The organism is Natronorubrum sediminis, from assembly GCF_900108095.1.
Taxonomy (GTDB): Archaea; Halobacteriota; Halobacteria; order Halobacteriales; family Natrialbaceae; genus Natronorubrum; species Natronorubrum sediminis.
Map to the genome: position 1 here is coordinate 287,141 of NZ_FNWL01000001.1, position 22,126 is coordinate 309,266.

General features: G+C 60.7%; 19 protein-coding genes and 1 pseudogene. 7 read left to right on the plus strand and 13 right to left on the minus strand.

Annotated features, from left to right (window positions below; genetic code table 11):
* Nucleotides 1-109: 109 nt before the first annotated feature.
* Nucleotides 110-547 (minus strand): cupredoxin domain-containing protein, encoded by a 438-nt coding sequence (locus BLW62_RS01435; protein ID WP_090504139.1) that lies wholly within the window; start codon nt 545-547, stop codon nt 110-112.
* A gap of 186 nt (nt 548-733) precedes the next feature.
* Between BLW62_RS01435 and BLW62_RS01440 the strand changes: the two genes are divergently transcribed.
* From BLW62_RS01440 to BLW62_RS01450, 3 genes are all read left to right on the plus strand, one after another.
* Complete coding sequence (locus BLW62_RS01440) at nt 734-1,459, plus strand: protein sorting system archaetidylserine synthase (protein WP_090504141.1); 726 nt, start codon at nt 734-736, stop codon at nt 1,457-1,459.
* A 72-nt stretch (nt 1,460-1,531) separates the two neighbouring features.
* Nucleotides 1,532-2,869, plus strand: a complete 1,338-nt coding sequence (locus tag BLW62_RS01445; protein ID WP_090504144.1) for a HEAT repeat domain-containing protein — start codon at nt 1,532-1,534, stop codon at nt 2,867-2,869.
* Nucleotides 2,870-2,959: 90 nt separating this feature from the next.
* A complete protein-coding gene (locus BLW62_RS01450; protein ID WP_090504150.1) occupies nt 2,960-4,744 on the plus strand; it encodes a phospholipase D-like domain-containing protein in 1,785 nt (594 codons plus the stop codon).
* 31 nt (nt 4,745-4,775) lie between these two features.
* Here the strand turns inward: BLW62_RS01450 and BLW62_RS01455 are convergent, their stop codons facing one another.
* From BLW62_RS01455 to BLW62_RS01485, 7 genes are all read right to left on the minus strand, one after another.
* A complete protein-coding gene (locus BLW62_RS01455) occupies nt 4,776-5,210 on the minus strand; it encodes a metal-dependent transcriptional regulator (protein ID WP_090504155.1) in 435 nt (144 codons plus the stop codon).
* A gap of 70 nt (nt 5,211-5,280) precedes the next feature.
* Nucleotides 5,281-5,775 (minus strand): rubrerythrin, encoded by a 495-nt coding sequence (locus BLW62_RS01460; protein WP_090504159.1) that lies wholly within the window; start codon nt 5,773-5,775, stop codon nt 5,281-5,283.
* Nucleotides 5,776-6,184: 409 nt separating this feature from the next.
* Nucleotides 6,185-7,207, minus strand: a complete 1,023-nt coding sequence (locus BLW62_RS01465; protein ID WP_090504163.1) for a hypothetical protein — start codon at nt 7,205-7,207, stop codon at nt 6,185-6,187.
* A gap of 104 nt (nt 7,208-7,311) precedes the next feature.
* Nucleotides 7,312-8,532 (minus strand): Fe-S cluster assembly protein SufD, encoded by a 1,221-nt coding sequence (gene sufD / locus BLW62_RS01470; RefSeq protein ID WP_090504168.1) that lies wholly within the window; start codon nt 8,530-8,532, stop codon nt 7,312-7,314.
* A gap of 1 nt (nt 8,533) precedes the next feature.
* Nucleotides 8,534-9,964 carry a Fe-S cluster assembly protein SufB gene (gene sufB, locus BLW62_RS01475; RefSeq protein WP_090504172.1) on the minus strand — a complete coding sequence of 477 codons (1,431 nt, stop codon included), beginning with the start codon at nt 9,962-9,964 and terminating at the stop codon, nt 8,534-8,536.
* Nucleotides 9,965-10,025: 61 nt separating this feature from the next.
* Entirely contained in the window at nt 10,026-10,931 is a 906-nt protein-coding gene (sufC, locus tag BLW62_RS01480) for a Fe-S cluster assembly ATPase SufC (RefSeq protein ID WP_090504177.1), read from the minus strand.
* 177 nt (nt 10,932-11,108) lie between these two features.
* The gene (locus BLW62_RS01485) at nt 11,109-13,829 is read right to left on the minus strand and encodes a DNA-directed DNA polymerase (RefSeq protein ID WP_090504182.1); all 2,721 of its coding nucleotides are present in this window, start codon (nt 13,827-13,829) and stop codon (nt 11,109-11,111) included.
* Nucleotides 13,830-13,963: 134 nt separating this feature from the next.
* Between BLW62_RS01485 and BLW62_RS01490 the strand changes: the two genes are divergently transcribed.
* The 3 genes from BLW62_RS01490 to BLW62_RS01500 all read left to right on the plus strand — a co-directional run bounded on the left by BLW62_RS01490 (nt 13,964) and on the right by BLW62_RS01500 (nt 15,455).
* Nucleotides 13,964-14,149 (plus strand): DUF7331 family protein, encoded by a 186-nt coding sequence (locus BLW62_RS01490; protein ID WP_083687680.1) that lies wholly within the window; start codon nt 13,964-13,966, stop codon nt 14,147-14,149.
* A gap of 61 nt (nt 14,150-14,210) precedes the next feature.
* A complete protein-coding gene (locus BLW62_RS01495) occupies nt 14,211-14,810 on the plus strand; it encodes a DUF7322 domain-containing protein (RefSeq protein ID WP_090504185.1) in 600 nt (199 codons plus the stop codon).
* A gap of 150 nt (nt 14,811-14,960) precedes the next feature.
* Nucleotides 14,961-15,455: a DUF7346 family protein gene (locus BLW62_RS01500; RefSeq protein WP_090504189.1), complete on the plus strand. Its 495-nt coding sequence runs from the start codon at nt 14,961-14,963 to the stop codon at nt 15,453-15,455.
* Nucleotides 15,456-15,484: 29 nt separating this feature from the next.
* Here the strand turns inward: BLW62_RS01500 and rad50 are convergent, their stop codons facing one another.
* The 3 genes from rad50 to BLW62_RS01515 form a co-directional block, all read right to left on the minus strand.
* On the minus strand, nt 15,485-18,238 hold the full coding sequence (gene rad50, locus BLW62_RS01505; RefSeq protein ID WP_090504193.1) for a DNA double-strand break repair ATPase Rad50: 2,754 nt from the start codon (nt 18,236-18,238) through the stop codon (nt 15,485-15,487).
* Nucleotides 18,235-19,692, minus strand: coding sequence for a DNA double-strand break repair protein Mre11 (gene mre11 / locus BLW62_RS01510; protein WP_090504197.1), 1,458 nt, complete (start codon nt 19,690-19,692; stop codon nt 18,235-18,237). The genes rad50 and mre11 overlap by 4 nt, the downstream gene beginning before the upstream one ends.
* Before the next feature lie 206 nt (nt 19,693-19,898).
* The gene (locus BLW62_RS01515; RefSeq protein WP_090504203.1) at nt 19,899-20,168 is read right to left on the minus strand and encodes a MarR family transcriptional regulator; all 270 of its coding nucleotides are present in this window, start codon (nt 20,166-20,168) and stop codon (nt 19,899-19,901) included.
* A gap of 125 nt (nt 20,169-20,293) precedes the next feature.
* Between BLW62_RS01515 and pan1 the strand changes: the two are divergent.
* A pseudogene (gene pan1, locus BLW62_RS01520) lies at nt 20,294-21,509 on the plus strand (proteasome-activating nucleotidase Pan1).
* 173 nt (nt 21,510-21,682) lie between these two features.
* On the opposite strand, the gene BLW62_RS18450 reads toward pan1, so the two are convergent.
* Nucleotides 21,683-21,820 carry a hypothetical protein gene (locus BLW62_RS18450; protein ID WP_175459654.1) on the minus strand — a complete coding sequence of 46 codons (138 nt, stop codon included), beginning with the start codon at nt 21,818-21,820 and terminating at the stop codon, nt 21,683-21,685.
* A gap of 92 nt (nt 21,821-21,912) precedes the next feature.
* Nucleotides 21,913-22,086 (minus strand): DUF7556 family protein, encoded by a 174-nt coding sequence (locus BLW62_RS18455; protein ID WP_175459655.1) that lies wholly within the window; start codon nt 22,084-22,086, stop codon nt 21,913-21,915.
* Nucleotides 22,087-22,126 lie beyond the last annotated feature (40 nt).

Genomic DNA, 22,126 nt, shown 5'->3' on the forward strand with positions numbered 1-22,126 from the left:
ATGAACTTGGAATGTACTCGATCCAGAAATAATTCTCGTCGGTCGGAAACCAGTAGGTGGGTAGGCGCTCTCGAGTCGGAACCGAGGCTATCGGCGATGAAAAATACAGTTACTCGGTGACGATGACCGTCCCGACCATGCCGCCACCGATGTGGGGTTCACAGATGTACTCGTACTCCCCTGGCACCTCGAAGGTGTGTTCGTACGTCTCACGGAGTTCGATCTTTCCACCTTCTTCCTCGTGCCACGCGTCGACGGCCGTCTGTTGGTCTTCGTACCCCCCACTCGCGAAGTACTCTGCATCGTCCGGAATGCCGTTGTCGAGCGCAGTGACGGTGTGACGAGCGTCGCTGGTGTTCTTCCAGACGACGGTATCGCCGACGCTCGCTTCGTACTCTTCGGGGACGAACTCGTTGCGGGTCATCCCGATATCACAATCGTCACCATCACACGCGTCGTCTTCGAAGGCGCTGCGGACCGTCGAACAGCCTGCTAGCCCGACGGAGACGGAAGAGCAAACGGCGGCGAGGTAGGCGCGCCTGTTCATACGAACGCGTTGGGACAGTTGCGATATAACCACCCCGGTTCATTCCTCGAGCGTGGGAGTCCTGTCTGTCGCCGACGGACGCCTCGAACCCGCCTGCCACAGTTCGGTCGATGAACTCCCCACAGTGAACGTATCGGTGTAGGAAAACGAAAACACGTAAGGTCGCTGCGCATCGATTCCGCGAGTATGCTTCCCCGGTTCGTCGGGCGACTCGGCGTCGCCGACGCCGTGACGATTGCAAACGCCGCCTTGGGGTTCGTCGCGATCGTCGTGGCGTTCGTCGATATCGATCTCGCCGCCCGCCTCATCCTCCTCGCAGCCATCGCGGACGGTCTCGACGGGATTCTCGCGCGTCGCTACGGTGGGACCGACGCTGGTCCGTACCTCGACTCGTTGGCCGACGTCGCTTCCTTCGGCGTCGCCCCCGCCGTCCTCGCGTTCGTCGTCGTTACTGACGGCCTCGCGATCGGATTCGATGCAGTGACCGGTGAACTCCTCCTCGTGACGATCATCTGTGCCCTCTTCGTCGCCACAGCGGTCACCCGTCTCGGCATGTACACCGCCTACGATATCTCCGGGAACTACACCGAAGGCGTCCAGACGACGCTCGCGGCGACTGTCCTCGGTGCGGCGATCCTCGCGGGTCGCCCCGAACCCTGGCTCGTCCTCGCTATCACGGGCGCGTTCTGTTACCTGATGGTCTCTCGCATTCGCTACCCCGATCTACTCGTTCGCGATGCAGCCATCATGGGCATCGTCCACGCGCTCGCAATCTTGATCCCGAGTTTCGCCGGTCGCACGTTTCCGTACGCCCTGTTGACACTCGGCATCGCCTACATGACCCTCAGCCCCTGGCTGTACTGGCGCCAGGATCCCGAGCCAGCGGCCGCCGAGGTGCATGGAAACGCTTAGGACGCTCCTGACACGAGTGTAGCGTATGTTCACTGCCACGCGTCCACACTCTAGTCAGGCACAGGTGGTCCCATGAGCGAAGACGAGGCAGCCGAGGACGGAGCCGAGGAACCCGAACCGGTCGATCTCGAGGCCATCCGGGAAGCCCTCGAAGCGTTCGAAGGCGACGTCGACTCGCTCGCGGACGATCTCGAGGCCGCCGACACCGAGGACGATCTCGACGTCGTCGAGGCCGACCTCGAAGCGTTTCGAGACGATCTCGAGGAGATCGAGATTCCCGACCCACCGGAACCCGACGAGGATGCGGACGAGGAAGACGACGAAGAGGAGGAAATCACCCCGGAGGAAGCACTCCAGGATCGTTACGACGATATCGAGAGTGACCTCTCCGACCTCGAGTCCGATCTCGAGGACCAGCGTGGACCCTACGGCGAAGACGTGGTCGGCGAGATCGACGACGCCAGCGCCACGATTACGAACACCCGCTGGACCGAAGAGGGCGACGACGAATTGATCGACGTCGTCGACGCGTTCCTCGAGGAGACGAACGACCTGCTCGATTCCTCACTCACGATCGTCAAAGACGGCGACGACGTCCCAGCCCAACTCGAGACGACCCTCGGGGGGGCAGCGACGGCCGTCGAGGACGCAGGACTCGACGCGGACGACGACGCCGAGACGATCGCGGCCTTACTCGAGGCGACGGACGACCTCGAGACGGGAATCGACGAATCGACCGCGTGGAGTGATCTCAAGGTCCGTGAGCAGATGCGACGAGAGGGCTTCTACGACGTGCTCGAGCATGTCAAGGACTTCCCGCCGGAGTGGCACGCGCTCAAGGTCCACGAGAAACGCGGCAACGTCGATATGATCTTACTCGCCCTCGAGACGTTCGATTCCGACTTCATGGAAGAACACTGTCTCGAGGCTTTAGAGCGCATGGGTCCCGAAGAAGCCATCGAGCCGATGATCCAGAAGGCGAACCGTCGGGACACGACGGCGATGTCGATCCTCGGCAAGATCGGCGACGACGACGAGGAGGTCGTCGACACCCTCTTGGATTACGTTGACTCGAATCCGACCCTCCAACAACCCGCGTTCAGAGCACTCGGCGAAGTCGGTGCCGAAGACGCAGTCCAACCGATCGCCAACCAGTTGGTCGACGAGGAACCGGACGTGCGAAGTTCGGCCGCGCGCTCGCTCGGACTCATCGGCGACACGCGCGCGATCGATCCACTCGAAGACATCCTCGCCGAGGACGAGGAGGACCGCGTTCGCGCTAGCGCCGCCTGGGCACTCAACCAGATCGGTACCGAAGACGCACTCGAGATCGTTGCCGAGTACGGTGACGACCGCGCGTACCTCGTGCAAGCCGAAGCCGAGAAAGCGACGCTCGAGCCCGCAGCCTGATTCGGGGCGAATCGGCGGGTCGATGGGCACTGTTTTTGAACGACGACTCGATCCGAGACTTTACGTACGAACGAGCGGCCAGAGTCGTCGATGGATCGTCAGCGACTCGTGATCGTCTCGGTCGTCCTCATACTGGTAGTCGCCAGTGGGGCTGCCATCACCTTGGCTGCTACCGAGTCTGTGAGTCCTGTACCTGCGGCGACACCAATACTCCCTGAAACCAACACCGAACCGGCCTGTCCTGCAGTAGTTTCGAACCCCGGTGCTGGAACCTCGGCGGACACTGACGTCGATTTCGAGCCCAGAATCGTCGAGGCGTTTCCAAATCCGACCACGGAACACAACGTCGGCGAGTACGTCGTTCTCGAGACCCCACCCGACACCGAACTCGAGAACTGGACGGTCACGGACGGCCACACGAGTGCATCTATTCCGAACGAAACCGTCTCTGGACGAGTCGCACTGAGTACGGACACCGAAGCTACCGACGAGTTGACCGACTATCCAGTCCACGAACTCGAGGGCTCGTTGCGACTGGCCGTCGACGGCGACGACCTCGAACTTCGAAACGGGTCGACGACGGTCGATACGGTGTCGTACGAACGGGCGCCACTCGAAGAACGCTGGCACCGTGACGCCGACGAATTCGACACCGCCACCACACAGACTCCCGCCGACGGAGACTGGCATCCACGAGATGCGACGTGCGTGCCGATTTCGAGCGGCGACGCCGACGAGGCGACGCCGTTCGTCCTTCCTGACGAGCCCGAGCTTCCACGAGAGACGATTCGGGAAGCGGAGGATCGTCTCTCGGTCGCCGGCTACACCCTTACCTCCGAGGAGATCGCCGAGGACCTCGTCGACGCTGCAGACCGGGGTGTCGACGTCTCCGTTCTCCTCGAGGCCAGTCCAGTCGGCGGTACGGAGGAGACGACCGAACCCGTCCTCGAGACGCTTGAGGATGGCGACGTGGAGGTCCGTGCGATCGGTGGCGAAGGCTCACGATATCGATTCCACCACCCGAAGTACGCCGTCGCGGACGAGCAAGTGCTCGTCACGAGCGAAAACTGGGCCCCCGCCGGCGTCGGTGGCGAGTCGAGTCGTGGCTGGGGTGTTCTGCTCGAGGATGAAACGCTCGCAGCCGACCTCGAGGCGGTATTCGATGCAGATTTCGAGGGTTGGGATACTGTCCCCGGCTCCGAGTACCGTGAAGACACCTCGTTCGTCGACGACGAAGGCGGTGAGGAGGAAACGCCCGGTTCGTACCCGAGCGAATACGGGCCAGAGCCGACTGCGATCGAGGCGGTAGAACTCCTCGTCGCCCCGGACAACGCCGAATCTCGCGTGGAGGAACTGCTCGCAGATGCCGACGAGGAGATACTCGTCAAGCAGGCCTCGATCGCCGCGGACGCGTCCGTTCTCGAGGAGACGATCGATGCTGCCCACCGCGGCGTGGACGTACAGATCCTCCTCGATTCGACCTGGTACCACGAAGACGACAATCGGGCCCTCGCGGACGAACTCGAGGAGTACGCCGACGACGAGGGACTCTCACTCGAGGTCGGCCTCGTCGAGGAGACCGATCGATTCGAGAAGATTCACGCGAAAGGCGTCGTTATCGATCGAGAGGTCGCCATCGTCGGAAGTGCAAACTGGAACGAAAACGCCTTTGAGAACAATCGGGAGGTACTCCTTGCACTCTCGGGTGAGGAAATTGCGACGTACTACGCGGACGTATTCGAGGACGACTGGGATGGAGACGAGGATCGATGGGAACTGCCGTTCGAACTCAGCCTCACAGTCGTCGTTGCCCTCGCGATTGCGGCGATTATCGGACGGCGGTACATCCGATTTGGCGATCCCGGCGTCGAGTAAGCGACGACAGTGTTCGTCGGGATTCGAATGATTACTCGGGACAGCCGTCCGGTCCGACCTCGAGTCGTTCACAGAAGTCCTGCTCGGGGTCGAAACAATCCGGACACTCCCCAGGACGGTCGATGATCGTGTCGAGGCGATCTGCAACCGTATCGTCGATCACGCTCTCTAAGGCACGCGCCTCGTCGCGAAACTCCTCGACCTCGAGGACGTTCGCGAGGAATCGTTCGATGATACAGTACGTCTGGAGGGCGTCGTGGGCCCGCTCGATTCCCTCGTTGGTTAGACTCGCACCCTTGTACTTCTCGTGTTCGACGAGTTCGCGTTCCTCGAGTTTGCCGATCATCTCGTTGACGCTTGCCGGGCTGACTTCGAGTAAGTCGGCGAGCGTACCGGTCGATGCTGGGCCGTCTTCGATCCGTTGGGCGAGATAGATCGCCTTGAGATATTGGTCTGCCGTGTTCATCGCGTCCCTCCGTCAGTACAGCGTGTCTCTGCTGTCGCGGCGGTAGCCTTCGTTTGCTGACCCGTCCCGATCATGCTCTGTGCTCCATGATCTCGGTCACGTCCTCGACGCCCTGCTTTTCTTCCTCACGAATGTCGTACAACGTCTCGAGGAGCCGATCACGATCGATTGCGTACTCGGCCTCGGAGGCTTCGATCGCCTCGATCAGATCGTCGTAGAACTTGTACGCCGTCTCCTCGTTCGCGAGTTGATCGTACAACACGCCGTCGGTGTCCTCCGGTGGCCCGTACTGAGCGTCGACCAAAGCGTTGATCTCCTCGTAACCCACCGTCTCGGCGTCGAGATCGTCGATCAATGCCTCGAGACGGTCCCGGTGGTCTGCAGACTCCGTGGCAGCCTCCTCGAGTAACTCGCGGATCTCGGCGTCGATTTCCTCTCGCTCGCTTGGGGGGAGCGAGTCGAGGTGGTGGGCGGCGCGTGACTCGACGACTTCTTCCAGCACGACCCCGATCTGGAGGAGTCGGGTGAGCTGGTGGTCGCTCGAGACGCGCTGTCCCAGACTCATACAACTGGATCCGGGCTACTGATACTTAACCGTCCCTACTCGCGTACCTTCGCTCACTTCTGGGTTGGACGCAAGTGAGATAGTGGCAGTCGTCTCGTCGACACATCAATGATATCGCCATCGCGAGTCGGGACACATCTCCTCGCCAGACAGCGACGCGGTTGGTGTGTGAACTGGTACAGTTAGGAGGGGAGTCGGTTCAGGTACCCGTCCCAACAGCAGGTATATGTGCTCACCTGAGAAAACACGGGTCAGTGATGATCGGAAATATCGTCGGTGGAGCCCTTTTGGTCGCGTTCGGGTACACGGTCGTCCGGTGGTATCGAAACGGCGACGCTAGACTCAACAGTGAGTGGTTCAACTAGCGACTGAGTGGTTGGTGACGACCGGCCACGGTGACTTTCCCCTTTCACTCACGATATCGCCAAACGCGCACCCCGTCGCCGCCATCGACCGCTTCGACCTGTTTGAGACCCGATTTGATACACTCCCACCAGCTATCGGCCGTCTCGTAGCCCGCCGGACACCCCTCGTACAGCGACTCGACGAAGTCTGCTCGTCGTGCGTCACCTTCGTCTCTGACGTACGCGACCGCACGACCGACGGCCCGACGGCGCATTTCGATCGTTTCTGCTTCCCGTCCGGGAACAGAAAGCGAATCGAGATCGACCAGATCCCCACCGGGGCGCACCATCTCTTTTGCTAACGGGGTCGACGACGTGTACTCGAGGCCCGTGTGGACGTCTCTGTTCAATCGAACGCGCGTCGCTGCAACTGCTCGTCGGGAGAGTTCGTTCACTCGTTCGGCTTCGACCGTCTCGAGTACGCCGGCGTCTTCATGGACCGGATCTTCGGAAATTCGCTCCACACGTTCCGGTGTGAGTGAATCTGGAGCCTCCTTCATCGACGACGAGTGAGCCGACTCATCGGATTCGTCTGCGTCTCGAGTGCCCAACTCGTTGGAACCCGCGGTCGCCTTCGTTCGGTGGCCGCTCGTCGCTGTCTCGTCACCGCCGTCGCTCGGTGCTTGCGGGCGTCGAATCGTCTGTGGTGACCCGCGGACCTCGAGCGATGGTTCCTCCACCGGTTCGTTTTTCTCGCTGATCTCGGCCGTACCCTCGCGTTCGTGTCGTGTGCCTGCTGTCGATCGTCCGTCGTCGCCACTCGGTGTCACTGGCGTCTCGTCCGCTCCGTCGAGCGAGTCGATCAACGTCGCTACTCGATTCTCGAGTCGCTCGAGTCGCTTGGCGTGTTCGCTACCGGTAGACGTCGGCTCACGCTCGTCGCCACTGTCTTGGCTGGCTTCGATCGATCCTCTGTTCGCGACGATCCAGCGGACGTACGCCCGTCGACTCTCGAATCCCAAGCGTTCACGTTCCACCTCGAGTGCGTCGACAGTCTCGGCTGACAGTTCGATAGAGAGCGACGGCATAGTGAGAACTACTAGGGGATGATATAAAAGTCGTCGTCAGACATGCAACTGAGATGAGTGGCGTCGCGACGAAAGAGAGACGGAAACGAGAGAAAACGGTAGCGTTAGGCTCGCTGGTGGAGTCGCGCAGCGATCAGGTCGTCGAGATCTTCGCGTAGTTCGTCGACGGCGACTTCCTCGAGGACGGGGACGAAGAAGCCCTCGACGAGCATGTTGCGTGCGTCGCGCGGATCGACACCGCGAGAGGTCATGTAGAAGAGGTCCTCCTCGTCGATCTGGCCGACCGTTGCGGAGTGGCTGGCCTCGGTGTCGTGGTTGTTGATGATCAGCTTCGGCGAGGCGTCGGCCTCGCTCTCGTCGCTGAGCATCAGGGTGTTTTCACGCTGGTAGGAACTCGTGTCCCACGCGCTGCGGCCGACGTCCTGGACGCCCTCGTAGACCGAACGGGCGACGTCGTCGGTGACGCCGCGGGTAACGAGGTCGGCCGTCGTGTGCTCGGCGCGGTGCCAGACCTTCGTGTCGAGGTCGAAGTGCTGGTCGTTGTGGCCGTAGAACGCGCCGACGATCTGGCTCTCGGAACTGTCGCCGTTGAGTTCCGTAGAGACCTCGGTCTTCGTTAGCTGCGTGCCGAAGTTGGCTTCGATCCAGTCGATCGTCGCGTACGTGTCCGCGTCGCCGCGTTTGAGCGTGAAGTTGTAGGCATCCTCCGAGAGGTTCTGGAGGCTGCCGTACTGGACGTTACTGTTCTCGCCCGCGACGACTTCGACGATGCCGCTGTAGTACTGCTCGTCTTGCTCTTCTCCCGTCGACTGTCGCTCGAGGATCGTAACCGAGGACGATTTCTCGGTGACGACGAGCGTGTAGTTGAACAGCGAGCGGGAGTTCTGCTCGGTGCGGATCTTCACGTCCTCGGCGTCGACGCCTTCTGGAACGTAGACGACCGTTCCGGTGCTAAACAGCGCCGTCGAGAGTGCCGTCAGGTAGTTCTCCTGTGGGTCGACGATGCTGCCGAAGTGCTCCTGGATGAGTTCCTCGTGTTCTTCTACGGCATCAGCCCACGAGAGGACGTCGACCTCGTCCGGGCCGACCTGATCCTTGTTCTCCGCCGCGTTCAGCGGATCGACGAGGGACTCGTAGTCGAGTCCGTGGAGATTCGTCCAGTCGCGACCCGGCGTTCGGATCACGTCTGGCATGTCGAGGTCCTCGAGTGCGTCGAGTGCCTCGAGACGGGTCTCGAGGAGCCACTCAGGCTCGTCGAGATCCCCGCTGATCTGGCGTACCTGTTCTTCCGTCAGATTGGCGTGTACCTGCGTTCCTGCGCTCATATTATCCGAGGCTTCCCTCCATCTCGAGTTCGATCAAGCGATTCAGTTCGACGGCGTACTCGATCGGCAGTTCTTCCGTGATTGGCTCGATAAAGCCGGCGACGATCATCTTCTTGGCGTCGTCGTCGTCCAGACCGCGGCTCTGGAGGTAGAAGACGTCCTCGTCGCCGATCTTGCCGACGGTTGCCTCGTGGGCGACGTCGACCTTCGACTCCTCGATTTCCATGTACGGCATGGTGTCCGATGTCGACTCGTTGTCGAACATCAACGCGTCACACTCGACGGCAGTGCTCGAGTTCTCGGCACCGTCGGCGATGTGGACGAGACCGCGGTAGTTCGTGCGGCCGCCGTCTTTGGAGATCGACTTGGATTCGATGGTCGAACTCGTCTCGGGTGCGTTGTGGTAGACCTTCGCGCCGGTGTCGATATCCTGGCCCTCGCCTGCGAAGGCGATGGTGATGTGGGTGTCCGTCGCGCCGCGACCCTTGAGGATCGTACACGGGTAGAGCATGGTCGCCTTCGAGCCCATCGAGCCCGAGACCCACTCCATCGTCCCGTTCGATTCGACGATGGCGCGCTTGGTGTTCAGGTTGAACGTGTTCTTCGACCAGTTCTGCACGGTCGAGTACTGAACGTGAGCGTCGTCTTCGACGAAGACCTCGACACAACCCGAGTGGAGGTTGTGCGAGCCGTACTTCGGTGCGGAACAGCCCTCGATGTAGTGGACTTCCGAGCCCTCCTCGGCGACGATGAGCGTGTGCTCGAACTGGCCCATCCCTTCGGAGTTCATGCGGAAGTAGGCCTGGACTGGCATCTCGACGGTGACGTCTTCAGGGACGTAGACGAACGAACCGCCGGACCAGACGGCACCATGGAGTGCGGCGAACTTGTTGTCGCTCGGGGGCACACAGGTCGTCATGAAGTACTCTTTGACGAGTTCTGGGTGCTCCTGAACCGCCCTGTCCATGTTCATGAAGACGACGCCCTTCTCCTCCCACTGGTCTTGCATGTTCTGGTAGACGACCTCGGACTCGTACTGGGCGCCGACGCCCGAGAGGGCGTTCTTCTCGGCTTCTGGAATGCCCAGTTTGTCGAAGGTGTCTTTGATCTCGTCGGGGAGCTCCGTCCAGTCGTCGACGCCTTCACGCTTGTCGACGTCCGGGCGGATGTAGGGGACGATTTCTTCGATGTCCAGTTCGGTCAGGTCCGGCTGCCCGGGCCAGTCCGTCGGCATCGGCATGTTCTGGTACTGCTGGAGTGCACGAAGACGCCGCTCGAGCATCCAGTCTGGTTCGTCTTTGTCTTCACTGATTAGTCGAACGACCTCTTCGGTGAGGCCTTTGTCAGATTTGACGGCCGAGCGTTCTTCTTTCTTGAACTCGAAGCGCGCCTCGGTGTCTGTCTCTTTGAGGTGGTCTTGTTCGGAACTCATAATGTGATTGTGTATATGGTTACGGCTGTAGGGTTATTACCGTTGTTCTAGTCGAATACGGTTACGCGGTGCCGTACACTTCTTCGCGGACCCAATCGTATCCCTTGTCCTCGAGTTCTTCGGCGAGTTCTGGACCGCCGCTCTTGGCGATCTGTCCGTCGATCATCACGTGGACGTGATCCGGCTCGACGTAGTCGAGGATTCGCTGGTAGTGGGTAATCTGGAGCACACCGGTGCCCTGCTCGTCACGAAGCGCGTTGATGCCGTTCGAGACGTCCTGGAGGCGGTCGATGTCGAGCCCGGAGTCGATCTCGTCGAGGACGGCAACCGATGGCTCGAGGATGGCCGCCTGCAGCACTTCGTTTTGCTTTTTCTCGCCGCCGGAGAAGCCGGCGTTGAGGTAGCGCTGTGCGAAGCGCTCGTCCATGTCGAGTTGCTCCATCTTCTCCTGAAGGATCTGCTGGAACTCGGCGACGCCGACGTCGCCATCGTCCGCTGGACCCTCCATCGGCGAGGTTTCGAAGCCTTCGTCCTCCGCTTCTTCTTCGCCTTCTTCTTCCTCGAAGAGCTCTTCTCGCTCTTCGATCTTGGCGTTGAGCGCCGTTCGAAGGAAGTTCGTCATCGTGACGCCTTCGATCTCGGCTGGGTACTGGAACGCGAGGAAGATGCCGAGTGCGGCGCGCTCGTTTGGCTCGAGGTCGAGGAGGTTCCAGGTGCGCTGGTCCTCGTCGATCTCGATGTCGTCGCCGAACTCGTCGTCCTCGAGGTGGACGAGAACCTCACCGTCGGTGACCTCGTAGGCCGGGTGACCGGCGATGACCTTCGCAGTCGTCGACTTCCCCGAGCCGTTTGGCCCCATCAGGGCGTGAATTTCGCCCGACTCGACCTCGAGATCGACGCCCTCGAGAATCTTCTCGTCGCCGTCCGCTACTTCTGCGTGCAGGTTGCGTAGTTCGAGACGTGCCATAGTACTCTGTCGTCTGAACGGTGGGTCGTCTGCCTGATAACGGTTTCGTATCCAATTGGATACGGTCTCAGATCGACAAAATAATTTTCCGAAACAAGAACCAGGGGCGGCACCGACGCACCGTTTTCTCAGGTCGACGCCGGCCGGCAGAATACCCAGTTTGGCACAGCCTGAGAGCTACATGAAATTGCCGAGACCTGTCTGCTCCTGGCCGCTTTTGACTTCGTTCCACGAAACGCCGAGCGCCTCGAGAATGCGGGATATCGGCCCCTTCAGCGTCTTCTCGAGCATCGTATCGTAGTCGACTTCGAACTCCTCGGGGATCTGGTCGTCGTACTCGAAGCAGATCACGTCGGGATCGCGCTTGAACGCGCCGTAGAGTGGGTCCGTCCGCGCGTCGAAGCCCTCTTCGGCCTCGAGTCGCTCGAAGAACGACGGATCGACTCGATCGAGGTAGAGTCGCTTTGGCTTGCTGCCACGTTGGAAGTTCGTGCCAAGCAAGAGATTCGCGTACTTTGCGCCGCGAACCTGTGCCGTGTCCGTATCGTAGTTGTTCAGTCGCTTCCCGATCCCGCCGGGGATCGCGATTTCCTCGAGTGAGATGTCGCCCGTCCGCACGTCCTCGATGACGCCGTTGACGTACTCCTTTGCCCCCTCGACGTCGCCGTCTTTGACGACCATTTCGATGACCTTGTGCTGGACTTCTTTCGTGATCGGTGCGATGTCCGAACGCTGGTACTCGAAACCGACGATGTCGATCGTGTCGACGTCTTTGCCCTCTTTCCAGGTGATGTGGCCGGCGTATCGCTTTTTCTTGCCGGCCTGGAAGAAGCGCCGATAGAGCTTCTCGAACTCGATCTGGAAGCGGTGTTCCTCGGCGTTCAGATCCTCGCGCGCGAAGTCGTCGTAGCGGCCGTTGATGTACTCCTCAATCTCGAAGGATTGCTCGAGTGCCTCGTCTTTTGGCACGTCGGGTCCGAGTTCGAGCATAACCGAGTCGGTGTCGCCGTAGGCGACCGTGTAATCCAGTTCGTTCGCTGCCGTCTCGGTGAACTCGATCACTTCACGACCCGTCGCGGTAATCGCGGATGCGGCATCCTTGTCGTAGAGGCGGAACTGCTCCCAGCCCGAAACGCCGTAGAGCGAGTTCATGATAACCTTTACCGCCCCTTGCTGGCGGTCGTATTGCTCGTATTCGGGCGTTCCGGGTTCGTGTTCGTTTCGCAGCGACTTCTTCTCCTCGCGCTCGGCGAGGAGTTCGGTGATCATCGTCCGGTTCACGCCGTCAGGTTTCTTCTGAAAGTGGGTCCCTGTCGGCGCCTCGTAGGTCTCGCCGTCGTACGCCTCAGGGTCGACTCTCGTCTCCGGACTGGCGTTGATCGTCGTCATGCACATCGGATACAGCGACTTCAGGTCGAGGACGGTGACATTCTCCTTGACGCCCGTAATCGGCTCGAAGACGGCCCCTCCCTCGTACTCCTCTCCGGCCTCCTGTTGGCCCTTCGAGGGGAGCGCGAACTCGCCGTAGGCCTGGTGAAGAACGTACATGTCCACCGCGTCGCCGGGCGTCGGAGCGTCCTCTAACTTGCAGCCGACGAAGGCTCGCACTTCGTCCCAGAATGGGATGATACTCTGTTGGCGATCGAGTTCGACGCAGAGTTCGACGTCCCGAAGGTTGTACTCGAGGAGTTTCGTCGGATCGTCCTCCCAGAGGTCGCCGATGTCGCCCGCGTATCGTTCCTTTCCGACGCCTAACTCCGACTCGCCGACGGCGTCGAGTCGGTAGGAATCGAGTTCGGAGAACACCATTCGCTGGTAGCCATACAGCAGGTCGAAGACGACTCTGCCCTTGATGTCGGGGCCACCCCAGTTGCTCCGCCAGACCTCGTCGACTCGAGAGAGGCGGTCGATCTCGAGGTCGTAGTCGTGGTGAGGTCCCTGTAGTTCCTCGAGTCGGTCGAGGAAGTACGGCGCGTCGAAGTCCTCGAAGTTCCAGCCCGTCATGATATCCGGATCCGTCTCCCGAACGTAGTCGACGAACGCCTCGAGCATAGCCTCTTCCTCGTCGAAGGCGCGAATCTCGTGTTCGATTTCGCCTTCGATCGGGTCGTACTCGGTGATTTCGTCGGGAATCTCGCCGTCACCGTCATCGGCCCCACAGATCCACATCACGTACTCGTCGCGGTACGAGTCGTGGCTCGTGAGACAGACGATTTTCTCTTCGCCATCTTCGGGGAAGCCGTGTCGGTCCTCGACCTCGATGTCGAACATCAGGACGCGCGGATCGGCGTCCACGTCGGTGGCCTCGACCTCCTCGTGGTGGACGATGACGGAGTCGTCTTCGGCACGTCGTGTCGGCACGCGGATGCCGCTTTGAACGTCCTTGTCGATCAGAAACCGGTTCGGAAAGAGGATGTCGGCCTCGAAGTGATCGAAGTCGTCACGAATCTGGCCGACGTCACGGGGCGTCTGGCCGAAAATCTTCGTCAGGTTCTCGCCACGGATACTCTCGTAGGAGTCGCCGTTCTCGTCTTCCGTCTCGCTCCCGGTGAGCCGATCGTACTGTTCTTCCGGTGGACGCTCGAGTGAGTCCGTCGGCGCGTAAAAGTACGGTTGGAAGCCGACGACTTGCACGTGCTCGAGAGTGCCCTTGGGCGTGCGGCCGAAGACGTGCATGATCGGCCGTTCTTCGTCGCCGTAGCCCGCGACGGTGTAGTCGACTTGCATCACGGCAAGCTCGAGTGTTCCCTGTGCGTCTGGGAGCGTCTCCGCTTCGACGTCGATGACGTCGATAGCGCCCGTCCCGCCGTTTCCTGCGACGGCGGCCGCCTCTTCGTCCGGTCGCTCGGCGGACTCGTCAGAAAATGCATCGAGTCCGGCCTGGCCCGCCTCAGTCATGGTATCGGGGTTGGGAGTGGCCAGATAAAAACCCCCACACTTCGAGCGGTGAATTCGTTCCTCGCTTCCCTCACCGGGAAGCTTTTGCAGGTGGAACAAGACATATAATGTGGTAACACATAGCATACTAACAGGTGATCGAAGTGTCCACTGACGTAACCGACGACACGACGGATCGAGGCGAGTCGAGTAGTGACCTCGCGGGCACCGAAACGATCGAATCCTACGAGACGGACGACGGTGTCGTATTCTACGACGCCGAAAATCCGCTCGCGTGGGTGGAGACCTCCCACTCACTCATGCTCTCCGAACTCGCCTAACGCGAGGAGTGAGTGCGACCAACGCGAACGGTTTTTATTGCGTCTGCGCCTCTATTCGAGTGTGGCACCTGATCGGTCCGAAGACGAGCCAGAAGAGTACGATCCGGAAGCGGAGTTTCGGGACCCGGATTCGGACTCGCTGACGATTCCGGAGGTGTCGACGGAACATGCTGGCTCGACACTTCGATCGGACCTGCAGTCGGAAATCGAAGACGACGCCACCGAAACGCCGGACGCGTCGCTCGACGACGTCGACGTCGATAGCGACCTGCTGACCGACTTCTGGGCGCTGGTACTCGTCGTCAACATCGCTGTCTTCGTGTACGCGCTCGCGGCCTTGTTCTTGGTCTTCGAGGGCGAAACGGCGTACGCGACGTACCTATTCGCTGGCGGACTCGTGCTCACTGGATTTGGAATGCACCGGTACCGAGCGTTCAAGAACAGGGACGATTCGGCTGCGACGACCGAAGAAAGCGCAGACGAAACCTCGTCGGAAACCGAACCGGCCGATAGCCCCGGGTCCGACGCCGATGAAAGCACAGATGCTGATGACGCCGACGATGCGAACGACGCCGACGACGGTAGTGACCCTGACGATGCCAACGACGCCGACGATGCTGACGACGGTAGTAACCCCGACGATACGACCGACGATTCCTAATCACCGTGTGGTATAGCGGTGTCCTTGTTTCGTGACTCAGCACCCACAACAGGTGCCCCTTCAGACGCTGTCGACCACCCCAGTGTGTGGAGGCGAAACTACTTCATGAGTGGTCACCCAACGACTACTACCGGACGTTCACGACCGAACATGAAATCCGTCCAAGATGACACCGGCAAACGGTACCTGCTTCTCAAACGGTCCGAACACGCGAGTCTGGTCCGTGACCCAGAGAACGGCAACGAATGCTACGTTCAGAACGATCGCCTCGAAGACCTCGAGGACGAATTACCGCTCGAGACGGCTACACGAGGTGTCAGCGAGCCGGTTCGAGTACTCCTGACGTCGGTTCACGACGAAGCGACGCTCGGCCTCCTCATCGAACTCGAGGAGCGAGGACCGCTGGGCGTTCGAACACTCCTCGATGCGTACGAACTCTGCGAGAGCGACTTACACGGGCGGCTCACCGTGTTGACGGCGGCAAACCTGCTTGAAGAGACCGACGTTGCTGGCGAGCGCGGCTACCGGGTGACCGACCTGTGTACACGCGCACTCGAGGTCGTCCAGGTCGACGAAGACGAATGTGACACGAAACTCGACGTCTCAGGAACCACTTCGGGGGAACAGGGAGAAAGCGAGTCTTAGGCCCATTTTGGGACGCACCAACCCCACACTCAATCGGAGACGAGCAGATCGATCTCCGGCGGTCGCCCTCGCTCGAGTTGCGAGCGATTCGAGGTGGCGTCTTTGCGAACTCGGACGAGCGAGTCGGCGGCTCCGACGAGTTCCTCGTCGTGGCTGACGACGACGATCTGTTCGACGCCGTGTTCACGCATGGATTCGACCAGCGAGACGAGTTGGGTGATGTGCCCCGAATCCAAGAACACCGTCGGTTCGTCGAGGATGAGTGGCGGCATCGGCGCGGCCCCCTCGACGCCTTCGGCGAGCAGGCGATAGATCGCACACCGGAGGCTGAGGTTGAACAGCGCGCGTTCACCGCCCGAGAGCTGTTCGGGCTCGAGCGCTTCGCCGTCTTTCTGGTAGACGGTCAGTCGGTACTCGCCGTCGAGGTCGATGCCGGCGTAGGAGTCGTTCTGATAGACCAGTTCGAACGTCTCGTTGAGGAGTCGATCGAGCGTTTCGACGTTGTGCTGGCGGAGTTCCGCTCGAAGGTCCGCGTACGTCGCTTGTAGCGTCTCGGCTTCGTCGTAGAGCGACTGAAGTCTCTCACAGCGCTCTTCGACGGCCTCGACTCGGTCGCGAAGCTCCTCGAGTTCCTCGAGTTCGCGTTCGACGGCACCGATCTCGTTTTGCACCTCAGTGCGCGCTTCCCGGAGGTCCGCGAGTTTCGCGTCGACTTTCTCGAGGTAGTCTTCTGCGTCTCGTTTGTCCTGACGTGCTGTTTTGACTCGCTCATCGTCGAACTCGGACTCGAGGTCGCGTTTTCGCTCGCGTTTTCCAGAGAGCGTCTCGCGGCGCTCGTCGTTCATCGTCTGCCAATCGTCGCGGCGTTCGCGCAGCGTTTCGATACCCGAGGCGAGTTCCGACCGTTCAGTCTCGACGTCGACGACGCGTGACAGGTGCTCGAGCATCTCCCTGATCTCGCTTCGTTCGCCGTTGATCTCGCCAAGATCGCCTCGAAGCGAGTCCACTGATTCCTCGAGTTCATCTGCTCTCGCACGTTTCTCCTCGGCTTCTGCCTCGTACTCCTCGGCGTCCGCCCGCAGTTGCTCGCGTTGCTCGCGGCGATCGGAAATCGTCTCGCGTTTTTCCTCGAGTAACTGTGCGATGTTGTCACGGTTTTCCTCGAGCCGATCGACTTGCCGTTCGGCTTCTCGGAGGGATTCGACGCGCTCGATGCGCTCGTCGAGCGCTTCACGCTCGGTTTCTCTCTCCTCGAGCGTCTCTCGTCGCTCCGCGAGTTCGTCTCGTTTCTCCGCCAGCACGTCGACGTGGGGCGAGTCCTCGACGGACTGGCCACACTCCGGACACTTGCCCTCCTCGAGCAGCGTCTCTCCCTCTTCGATCGCGTTTTCGATGGTCCGAATGTCGGCGGTGATGTCACCGATCTCGTTGGTCAGGTCCTCGCGGTCGGCTTCGAGTGCCTCGAGTGCGGCCTCCGCGTCGCCGAGTGAGATCGACAGATCGTCACTATCGCTCACCGACTGCGGCGGCGTCGCCGCCTCCGGCTCCGAAAATCGCTCGCGTTCGGTCTCGATTTTCCCGTCCAGTTCGTCGAGTTTCTCCTCGCGTTCCTGGATGGCATCCTCGTCCGTCTCGAGTTTCGACGCGAGGTCCTCGGCGTCTTCGCGTGCCGTGTTGGCTTGCGACTCGAGATCGGATGCTTCGTCGCGGAGTCGCTCGATATCGCTGTTCGTCTCCGTAATTTCGACGCGAACGTCCTCGAGATCGTCCCGAAGTTCGTCGTCGCGATCCTCGAGTGTCTCTGTCCGGGATTCGACGGCCTCGAGGGTACTGCTGTCGCCGTCGCTCTCGCCATCTTTGCCAACGCCGAGGTCGACGTTCGAAAGGAGGGTCTCGCGTTCGTCGTCGAGTTCCTCGCGGCGGTCGGACTTCTCGCGAATCTCCTCGTGTGCGTCCTCGCGTTGGCGTTCGGTCTCAGATATTTTCGAACGGAGGTCGTCTATCTCTTCGTCGAGTTCCTCGATCTCTTCGCGGGTCTCCTCGTGGCGTTCGAGGACGTCGTTCGCCGTTTCGAACGTCTCCCGCGCCTGCTCGCGTTGGGTTTCGTAGTTGTCGAGTTCTTCCGTAAGGTCCGCGTTTCGAGACTCGAGAGCGTTCAACCGGTCGTGGAGATCACCGTCTTCCTTTTCTTCGACTTGCTGACGCACGTTCTCGAGCACTTCGCGCTGGCCATCGAGGACCGTCTTGACGCCGAGTCGGGCGTCACTCGCTCGTTCGCGATACTCCTCGAGTGCACCGAGTTGGAGCAGGTCGTCGATCATGTCCTGTCGGTCACTCGGCGAAGCGTGGATGAGCTTGTTCACCTCGCCCTGGCGGACGTACGCGCAGTTGACGAACGCCTCGGCGTCCATTCGCAGGAGCTTCGTGACCTCCCGGCGAACGTCTCGAGCGCCCTCGATCGACTCGGTCGGCGTCTCGAGGACGCACTTGGTCGTCGTCGCCCGGTCTCCTCTGAGTTTGAGATGGCGTTCGACGTGATACGCCCGGCCGTCGTGGGTGAACCAGAGTTCGATTTCCGATTCCTCCTCGCCGGTCGTGATCACGTCGTCGAGGGTCCGATCGGAGAGGGCCTTCGAGCCGTAGAGTGCGAAGAAGACGCCCTCGAGCAGCGTCGATTTGCCGCTGCCGTTGACCCCGTGGACGACCGTGACGCCGCGGTCTAACTCGAGGTCGGCGTCGCCGTAACACTTGAAGTTCAATAGACGGATTCGGTCGACTTTCACGCGAAATCACCCAGCGAGGTGGTGTCGCCGTCTCCAGAACCGTCGGTCGTGCTCTCGGTCGAGTCGGCACTCGATTCGCGTGCTTCCCCGGCGTGAGCCCCGTTCTCTGTTTCGTTGGAGTCGTCGGAGTCGTCTGAGTCGTTGGTTTCATCGGTTTCGCCGGTTTCCTCGAGGTCGCCGGTTTTGGGGGCTGTCTCGAGTCCCCCGTCCTCGACGGGTGTGGATGCACTCGAGGCGGGTTCGTCAGTTCCGGCGGATTCGGCCGCTGTTGGTGTTCCCGCGAGTTGGTCGGCGACGGTCGTCACGTCCTCGTCGTCGGGGCTTCGCTCCGGAGCGGGATCGAAGGCCAACGCATCGTCCTCGAGCAACTCGCGGACGCGGCGTTCGACGCTTTCGCGGACGTTCGAGTCCACCAGGTCGTCGTTTCGAACCGTTTCGTCGATGCTTCGTGCGGCGTCGCTCAATCCGAGATCGCGGACGCGCTCGCGAATGGCAGCGTCCGGATCGGCGAAACTCACCGAAACCGCCTCGTCTTCTTCGGGCAGGTCGCGTCGGTCGTTGAGCCGAGCGACGAGTGCCCCTCGTTCGATAGCCGCTTCCTCGATCGTCGCGGGTGTAACTGGTTTGCCATCGCCCTCGAGCGTGACGATGACGACGGCGTCTTCGAGGTCGTGTTGGCGGACGCGTTCTTGCACTCGGTCGACCCCCTCGCCCTCCTCAAGGTCGACGTCGACGAAGACGAACTCGCGAGTGTCGGGCAGACCGCGTCGGCTGATCGTGATCGAGTCGTCGAAATCGACGAGGTTGTAGCCGCGGTCCTCGCGTTCGCTCGCGCTCGCGCGCTCGGTCGACCCGCAGTAGGTGACCCACGCGTCGGCGACTTCTGCCGTGTCTGGTTTGTGGTTGTCACCGAGAAGCACGGCGTCGAACTCGACGGACGACTCCGCGAGGACGTGTTCGGTATCCCAGTTCGCGTGCGCGAAGGGTTCGAATAGGCCGTGGCTGACGAGCGTCGCGTGGTCGGCCTCGGCGGGGACGGGCGCAAAGTCGTACTCGAGATCGTCGCGACGGGATTCGGGGACGAAGTCCAGCCCGTAGATGGCGACGTCGTCGATCACCTGCGGATCGCGTCCGAGGCGGGTCGCGAGACCGAGATCCGCGAAGAGGTCAAGCCACTGTGCGTCGCGTTTGGACTCGTGGTTGCCGACGACGGCGAGAAAGGGGATATCCGCGTCGGCGAGCGTTCGGAGGATTTCGACGGTCCCCTGAAGGTCGAGGAGGCTCGGTCGGCGGTCGTGAAAGAGGTCTCCGGCGTGGATCACGGCGTCGACGTCATCTTCGATCGCGTCGTCGACGACGGATCGAAAGCCCTCGAGAAAGTCCTGGCGGCGCTCGGGCGCATTGTACTGTTGGTACCCGATGTGGGTGTCGCCCGTATGAATCACCCGTGTCATTGGCTATTCGTTTGCAGGCACGCCCTAAAGGGGTTCCGCGAGCGGAGTGAAAGTAACTCTGAGCGGTCGTTGCTGCAACGGACGGTACAGGAACGTCGCCCCTGTCCAATTTGCCGGGAAGAGCAAATTCGGCGTCCGTTCGAAAGCCGAAGTGAACAACACCACGAGAATACACCGAGAGTAACGCCGCGAGGAAGGGCAGCCAGTTACGCTTCGATATCCAGACTGTACAGTCGCTTCCGGGCGTCCGAGAACGAAAATCTCGAGTCGATTACGTGTTCGTCCTCGAGTCGGTTTAGCGCGTACCGGACCGTTCGCGAGGGCAACAGCGTCTCGTCGGCAATTTGTTGTTGGGTCATCGTCTCGTTGTACTCGAGAACTTTCGCGACGAGTTTGGCACTCGGTGGCAGATCCCGCACGTCGTCCCAGGATCCACGCGGTTCTGTGTCCTGTCGGAACGCCTCTGATGTACTCATTACTACACCCATTCCGGATACGGGATGATAATATTTTCTGTTTCAAAAAATGCACCATAGTTATACGTCACCGGCCAGTGCATCTACCCGAAGCCTCTTATGAGCCAACACCTAAAGGACGGGTGATGAGCGACACTGTGGACGACGTCGACCTCCCATACGACGAGGACGAGGCGTCCCAACAGGAGAAGATCACGGCACTCGAGGACCGGCTCGAGATCCTCGAGGCGCAAAACGAGGAGATGCGTGACAAGCTCCTCGATGCCAACGCCGAGAACAACAAGTACCAGCAGAAACTCGAGCGGTTGACCCACGAGAACAAGAAACTCAAGCAGTCCGCTGTTCGTCGCCACGATCCAGGAGATCACGAACGAAGGCGTCATCATCAAACAACACGGGAACAACCAGGAAGCGCTGACCGAGGTTACGGACGAGATGCGCGAGGAACTCGAACCGGACGCTCGCGTGGCTGTCAACAACTCACTCTCTATCGTAAAGTCCCTCTCGAACGAGACCGACGTCCGCGCTCGCGTCATGGAAGTCACCGAAAGTCCCGAAGTGAGCTACGAGGACATCGGCGGCCTCGAAGAACAGATGCAAGAAGTTCGCGAGACCGTCGAGATGCCCCTCGAGAACCCCGACATGTTCGACGACGTCGGGATCGACCCCCCGAGTGGCGTCTTGCTCTATGGACCTCCCGGGACGGGGAAGACGATGCTCGCCAAAGCCGTCGCCAATCAGACCGACGCCACCTTCATCAAGATGGCCGGCTCCGAGCTCGTTCACAAGTTTATCGGTGAGGGTGCCAAACTCGTCCGCGACCTGTTCAAGGTCGCCCGCGAGCACCAGCCCGCGCTGATCTTCATCGACGAAATCGACGCCATCGCTGCCAAGCGAACGGAGTCGAAGACGTCGGGAGACGCCGAAGTTCAGCGGACGATGATGCAACTCCTCAGCGAGATGGACGGCTTCGAGGACCGCGGTGACATCCGCATTATCGCCGCGACGAACCGCTTCGACATGCTCGACCGCGCCATCCTTCGACCCGGGCGCTTCGACCGACTCATCGAGGTCCCCAAGCCGAACGAGGAGGGTCGCGAGATCATCTTCAAGATTCACACGCGCGGGATGAACGTCTCCGACGACGTCGACTTCGAAGAACTCGCCACAGAAGCGGCCGAAGCATCTGGTGCAGACGTCAAAGCGATCTGTACGGAAGCCGGGATGTTCGCGATTCGCGACGACCGCACCGAAATCCGGATGGCAGACTTCTACAACGCCTGGGACAAGGTCCAAGCCGACTCCGACTCGAGCGAACAGGTCTCGAAGACGTTCGCCTAAGCATCGAACGCGACTCTATCCTGATTGCAGCTGATTTTCGCGAGAGCAGATCCCATTCGGTTGAAAGCGACTGAGAGGCTCGAGTACGTGCCCATCTGTTACCGTCACCAGAAACGAAAGCGGCGTCTACGCGGAAATTTTGAGGGTGAAAATTGGGGAGGAGCGTCCGGACGTTACAGTGTCGCGAAGACCAACCACGGGACGATGAACAGGGCGACGGTCAACACGGCGAGGATAATCGCGTAGCCAATGCCTGTTCCAGCCGCGGTGAGCCACGACGGATGCTTGAATTCATCGAGATCGACTGCCATACAACAATCGTCCGCCGTTGGAAGTATAAACGTACCGATAGCAGGGGTCGTCGAGACCCCTGACTCGAGCCTTCGCGTACTCGAGGGGGGCGTTATCGCCACGACTCGAGCGACGCGACGTCGTACTCGGGCATCGAGAGCCACGTATTGTCCCGCGCGATGTCGGCGATAACGAGGTGCGTTTCGCCCTCGATTTCGTCGATTGCGGCGACGACGTCACCGTCGGAATGCAACCCCTCACCGACCGGTTCGGTCTCGAGTGTCATAGCTGAAGATTATTTTCAGTATGTATGAATGTTTTGATAT

What these genes read in the sequence shown, in the direction of transcription:
- BLW62_RS01515 (WP_090504203.1), bottom strand. Translation starts at nt 20,168, where the DNA reads ATGAGTACATCAGAGGCGTTCCGACAGGACACAGAACCGCGTGGATCC.
- BLW62_RS01440 (WP_090504141.1), top strand. Translation starts at nt 734, where the DNA reads ATGCTTCCCCGGTTCGTCGGGCGACTCGGCGTCGCCGACGCCGTGACG.
- sufB (WP_090504172.1), bottom strand. Translation starts at nt 9,964, where the DNA reads ATGAGTTCCGAACAAGACCACCTCAAAGAGACAGACACCGAGGCGCGC.
- BLW62_RS01465 (WP_090504163.1), bottom strand. Translation starts at nt 7,207, where the DNA reads ATGCCGTCGCTCTCTATCGAACTGTCAGCCGAGACTGTCGACGCACTC.
- mre11 (WP_090504197.1), bottom strand. Translation starts at nt 19,692, where the DNA reads ATGACACGGGTGATTCATACGGGCGACACCCACATCGGGTACCAACAG.
- BLW62_RS01445 (WP_090504144.1), top strand. Translation starts at nt 1,532, where the DNA reads ATGAGCGAAGACGAGGCAGCCGAGGACGGAGCCGAGGAACCCGAACCG.
- BLW62_RS01450 (WP_090504150.1), top strand. Translation starts at nt 2,960, where the DNA reads ATGGATCGTCAGCGACTCGTGATCGTCTCGGTCGTCCTCATACTGGTA.
- BLW62_RS01455 (WP_090504155.1), bottom strand. Translation starts at nt 5,210, where the DNA reads ATGAACACGGCAGACCAATATCTCAAGGCGATCTATCTCGCCCAACGG.
- BLW62_RS01485 (WP_090504182.1), bottom strand. Translation starts at nt 13,829, where the DNA reads ATGACTGAGGCGGGCCAGGCCGGACTCGATGCATTTTCTGACGAGTCC.
- BLW62_RS01460 (WP_090504159.1), bottom strand. Translation starts at nt 5,775, where the DNA reads ATGAGTCTGGGACAGCGCGTCTCGAGCGACCACCAGCTCACCCGACTC.
- BLW62_RS01500 (WP_090504189.1), top strand. Translation starts at nt 14,961, where the DNA reads ATGAAATCCGTCCAAGATGACACCGGCAAACGGTACCTGCTTCTCAAA.
- sufD (WP_090504168.1), bottom strand. Translation starts at nt 8,532, where the DNA reads ATGAGCGCAGGAACGCAGGTACACGCCAATCTGACGGAAGAACAGGTA.
- sufC (WP_090504177.1), bottom strand. Translation starts at nt 10,931, where the DNA reads ATGGCACGTCTCGAACTACGCAACCTGCACGCAGAAGTAGCGGACGGC.
- BLW62_RS18455 (WP_175459655.1), bottom strand. Translation starts at nt 22,086, where the DNA reads ATGACACTCGAGACCGAACCGGTCGGTGAGGGGTTGCATTCCGACGGT.
- BLW62_RS18450 (WP_175459654.1), bottom strand. Translation starts at nt 21,820, where the DNA reads ATGGCAGTCGATCTCGATGAATTCAAGCATCCGTCGTGGCTCACCGCG.
- BLW62_RS01435 (WP_090504139.1), bottom strand. Translation starts at nt 547, where the DNA reads ATGAACAGGCGCGCCTACCTCGCCGCCGTTTGCTCTTCCGTCTCCGTC.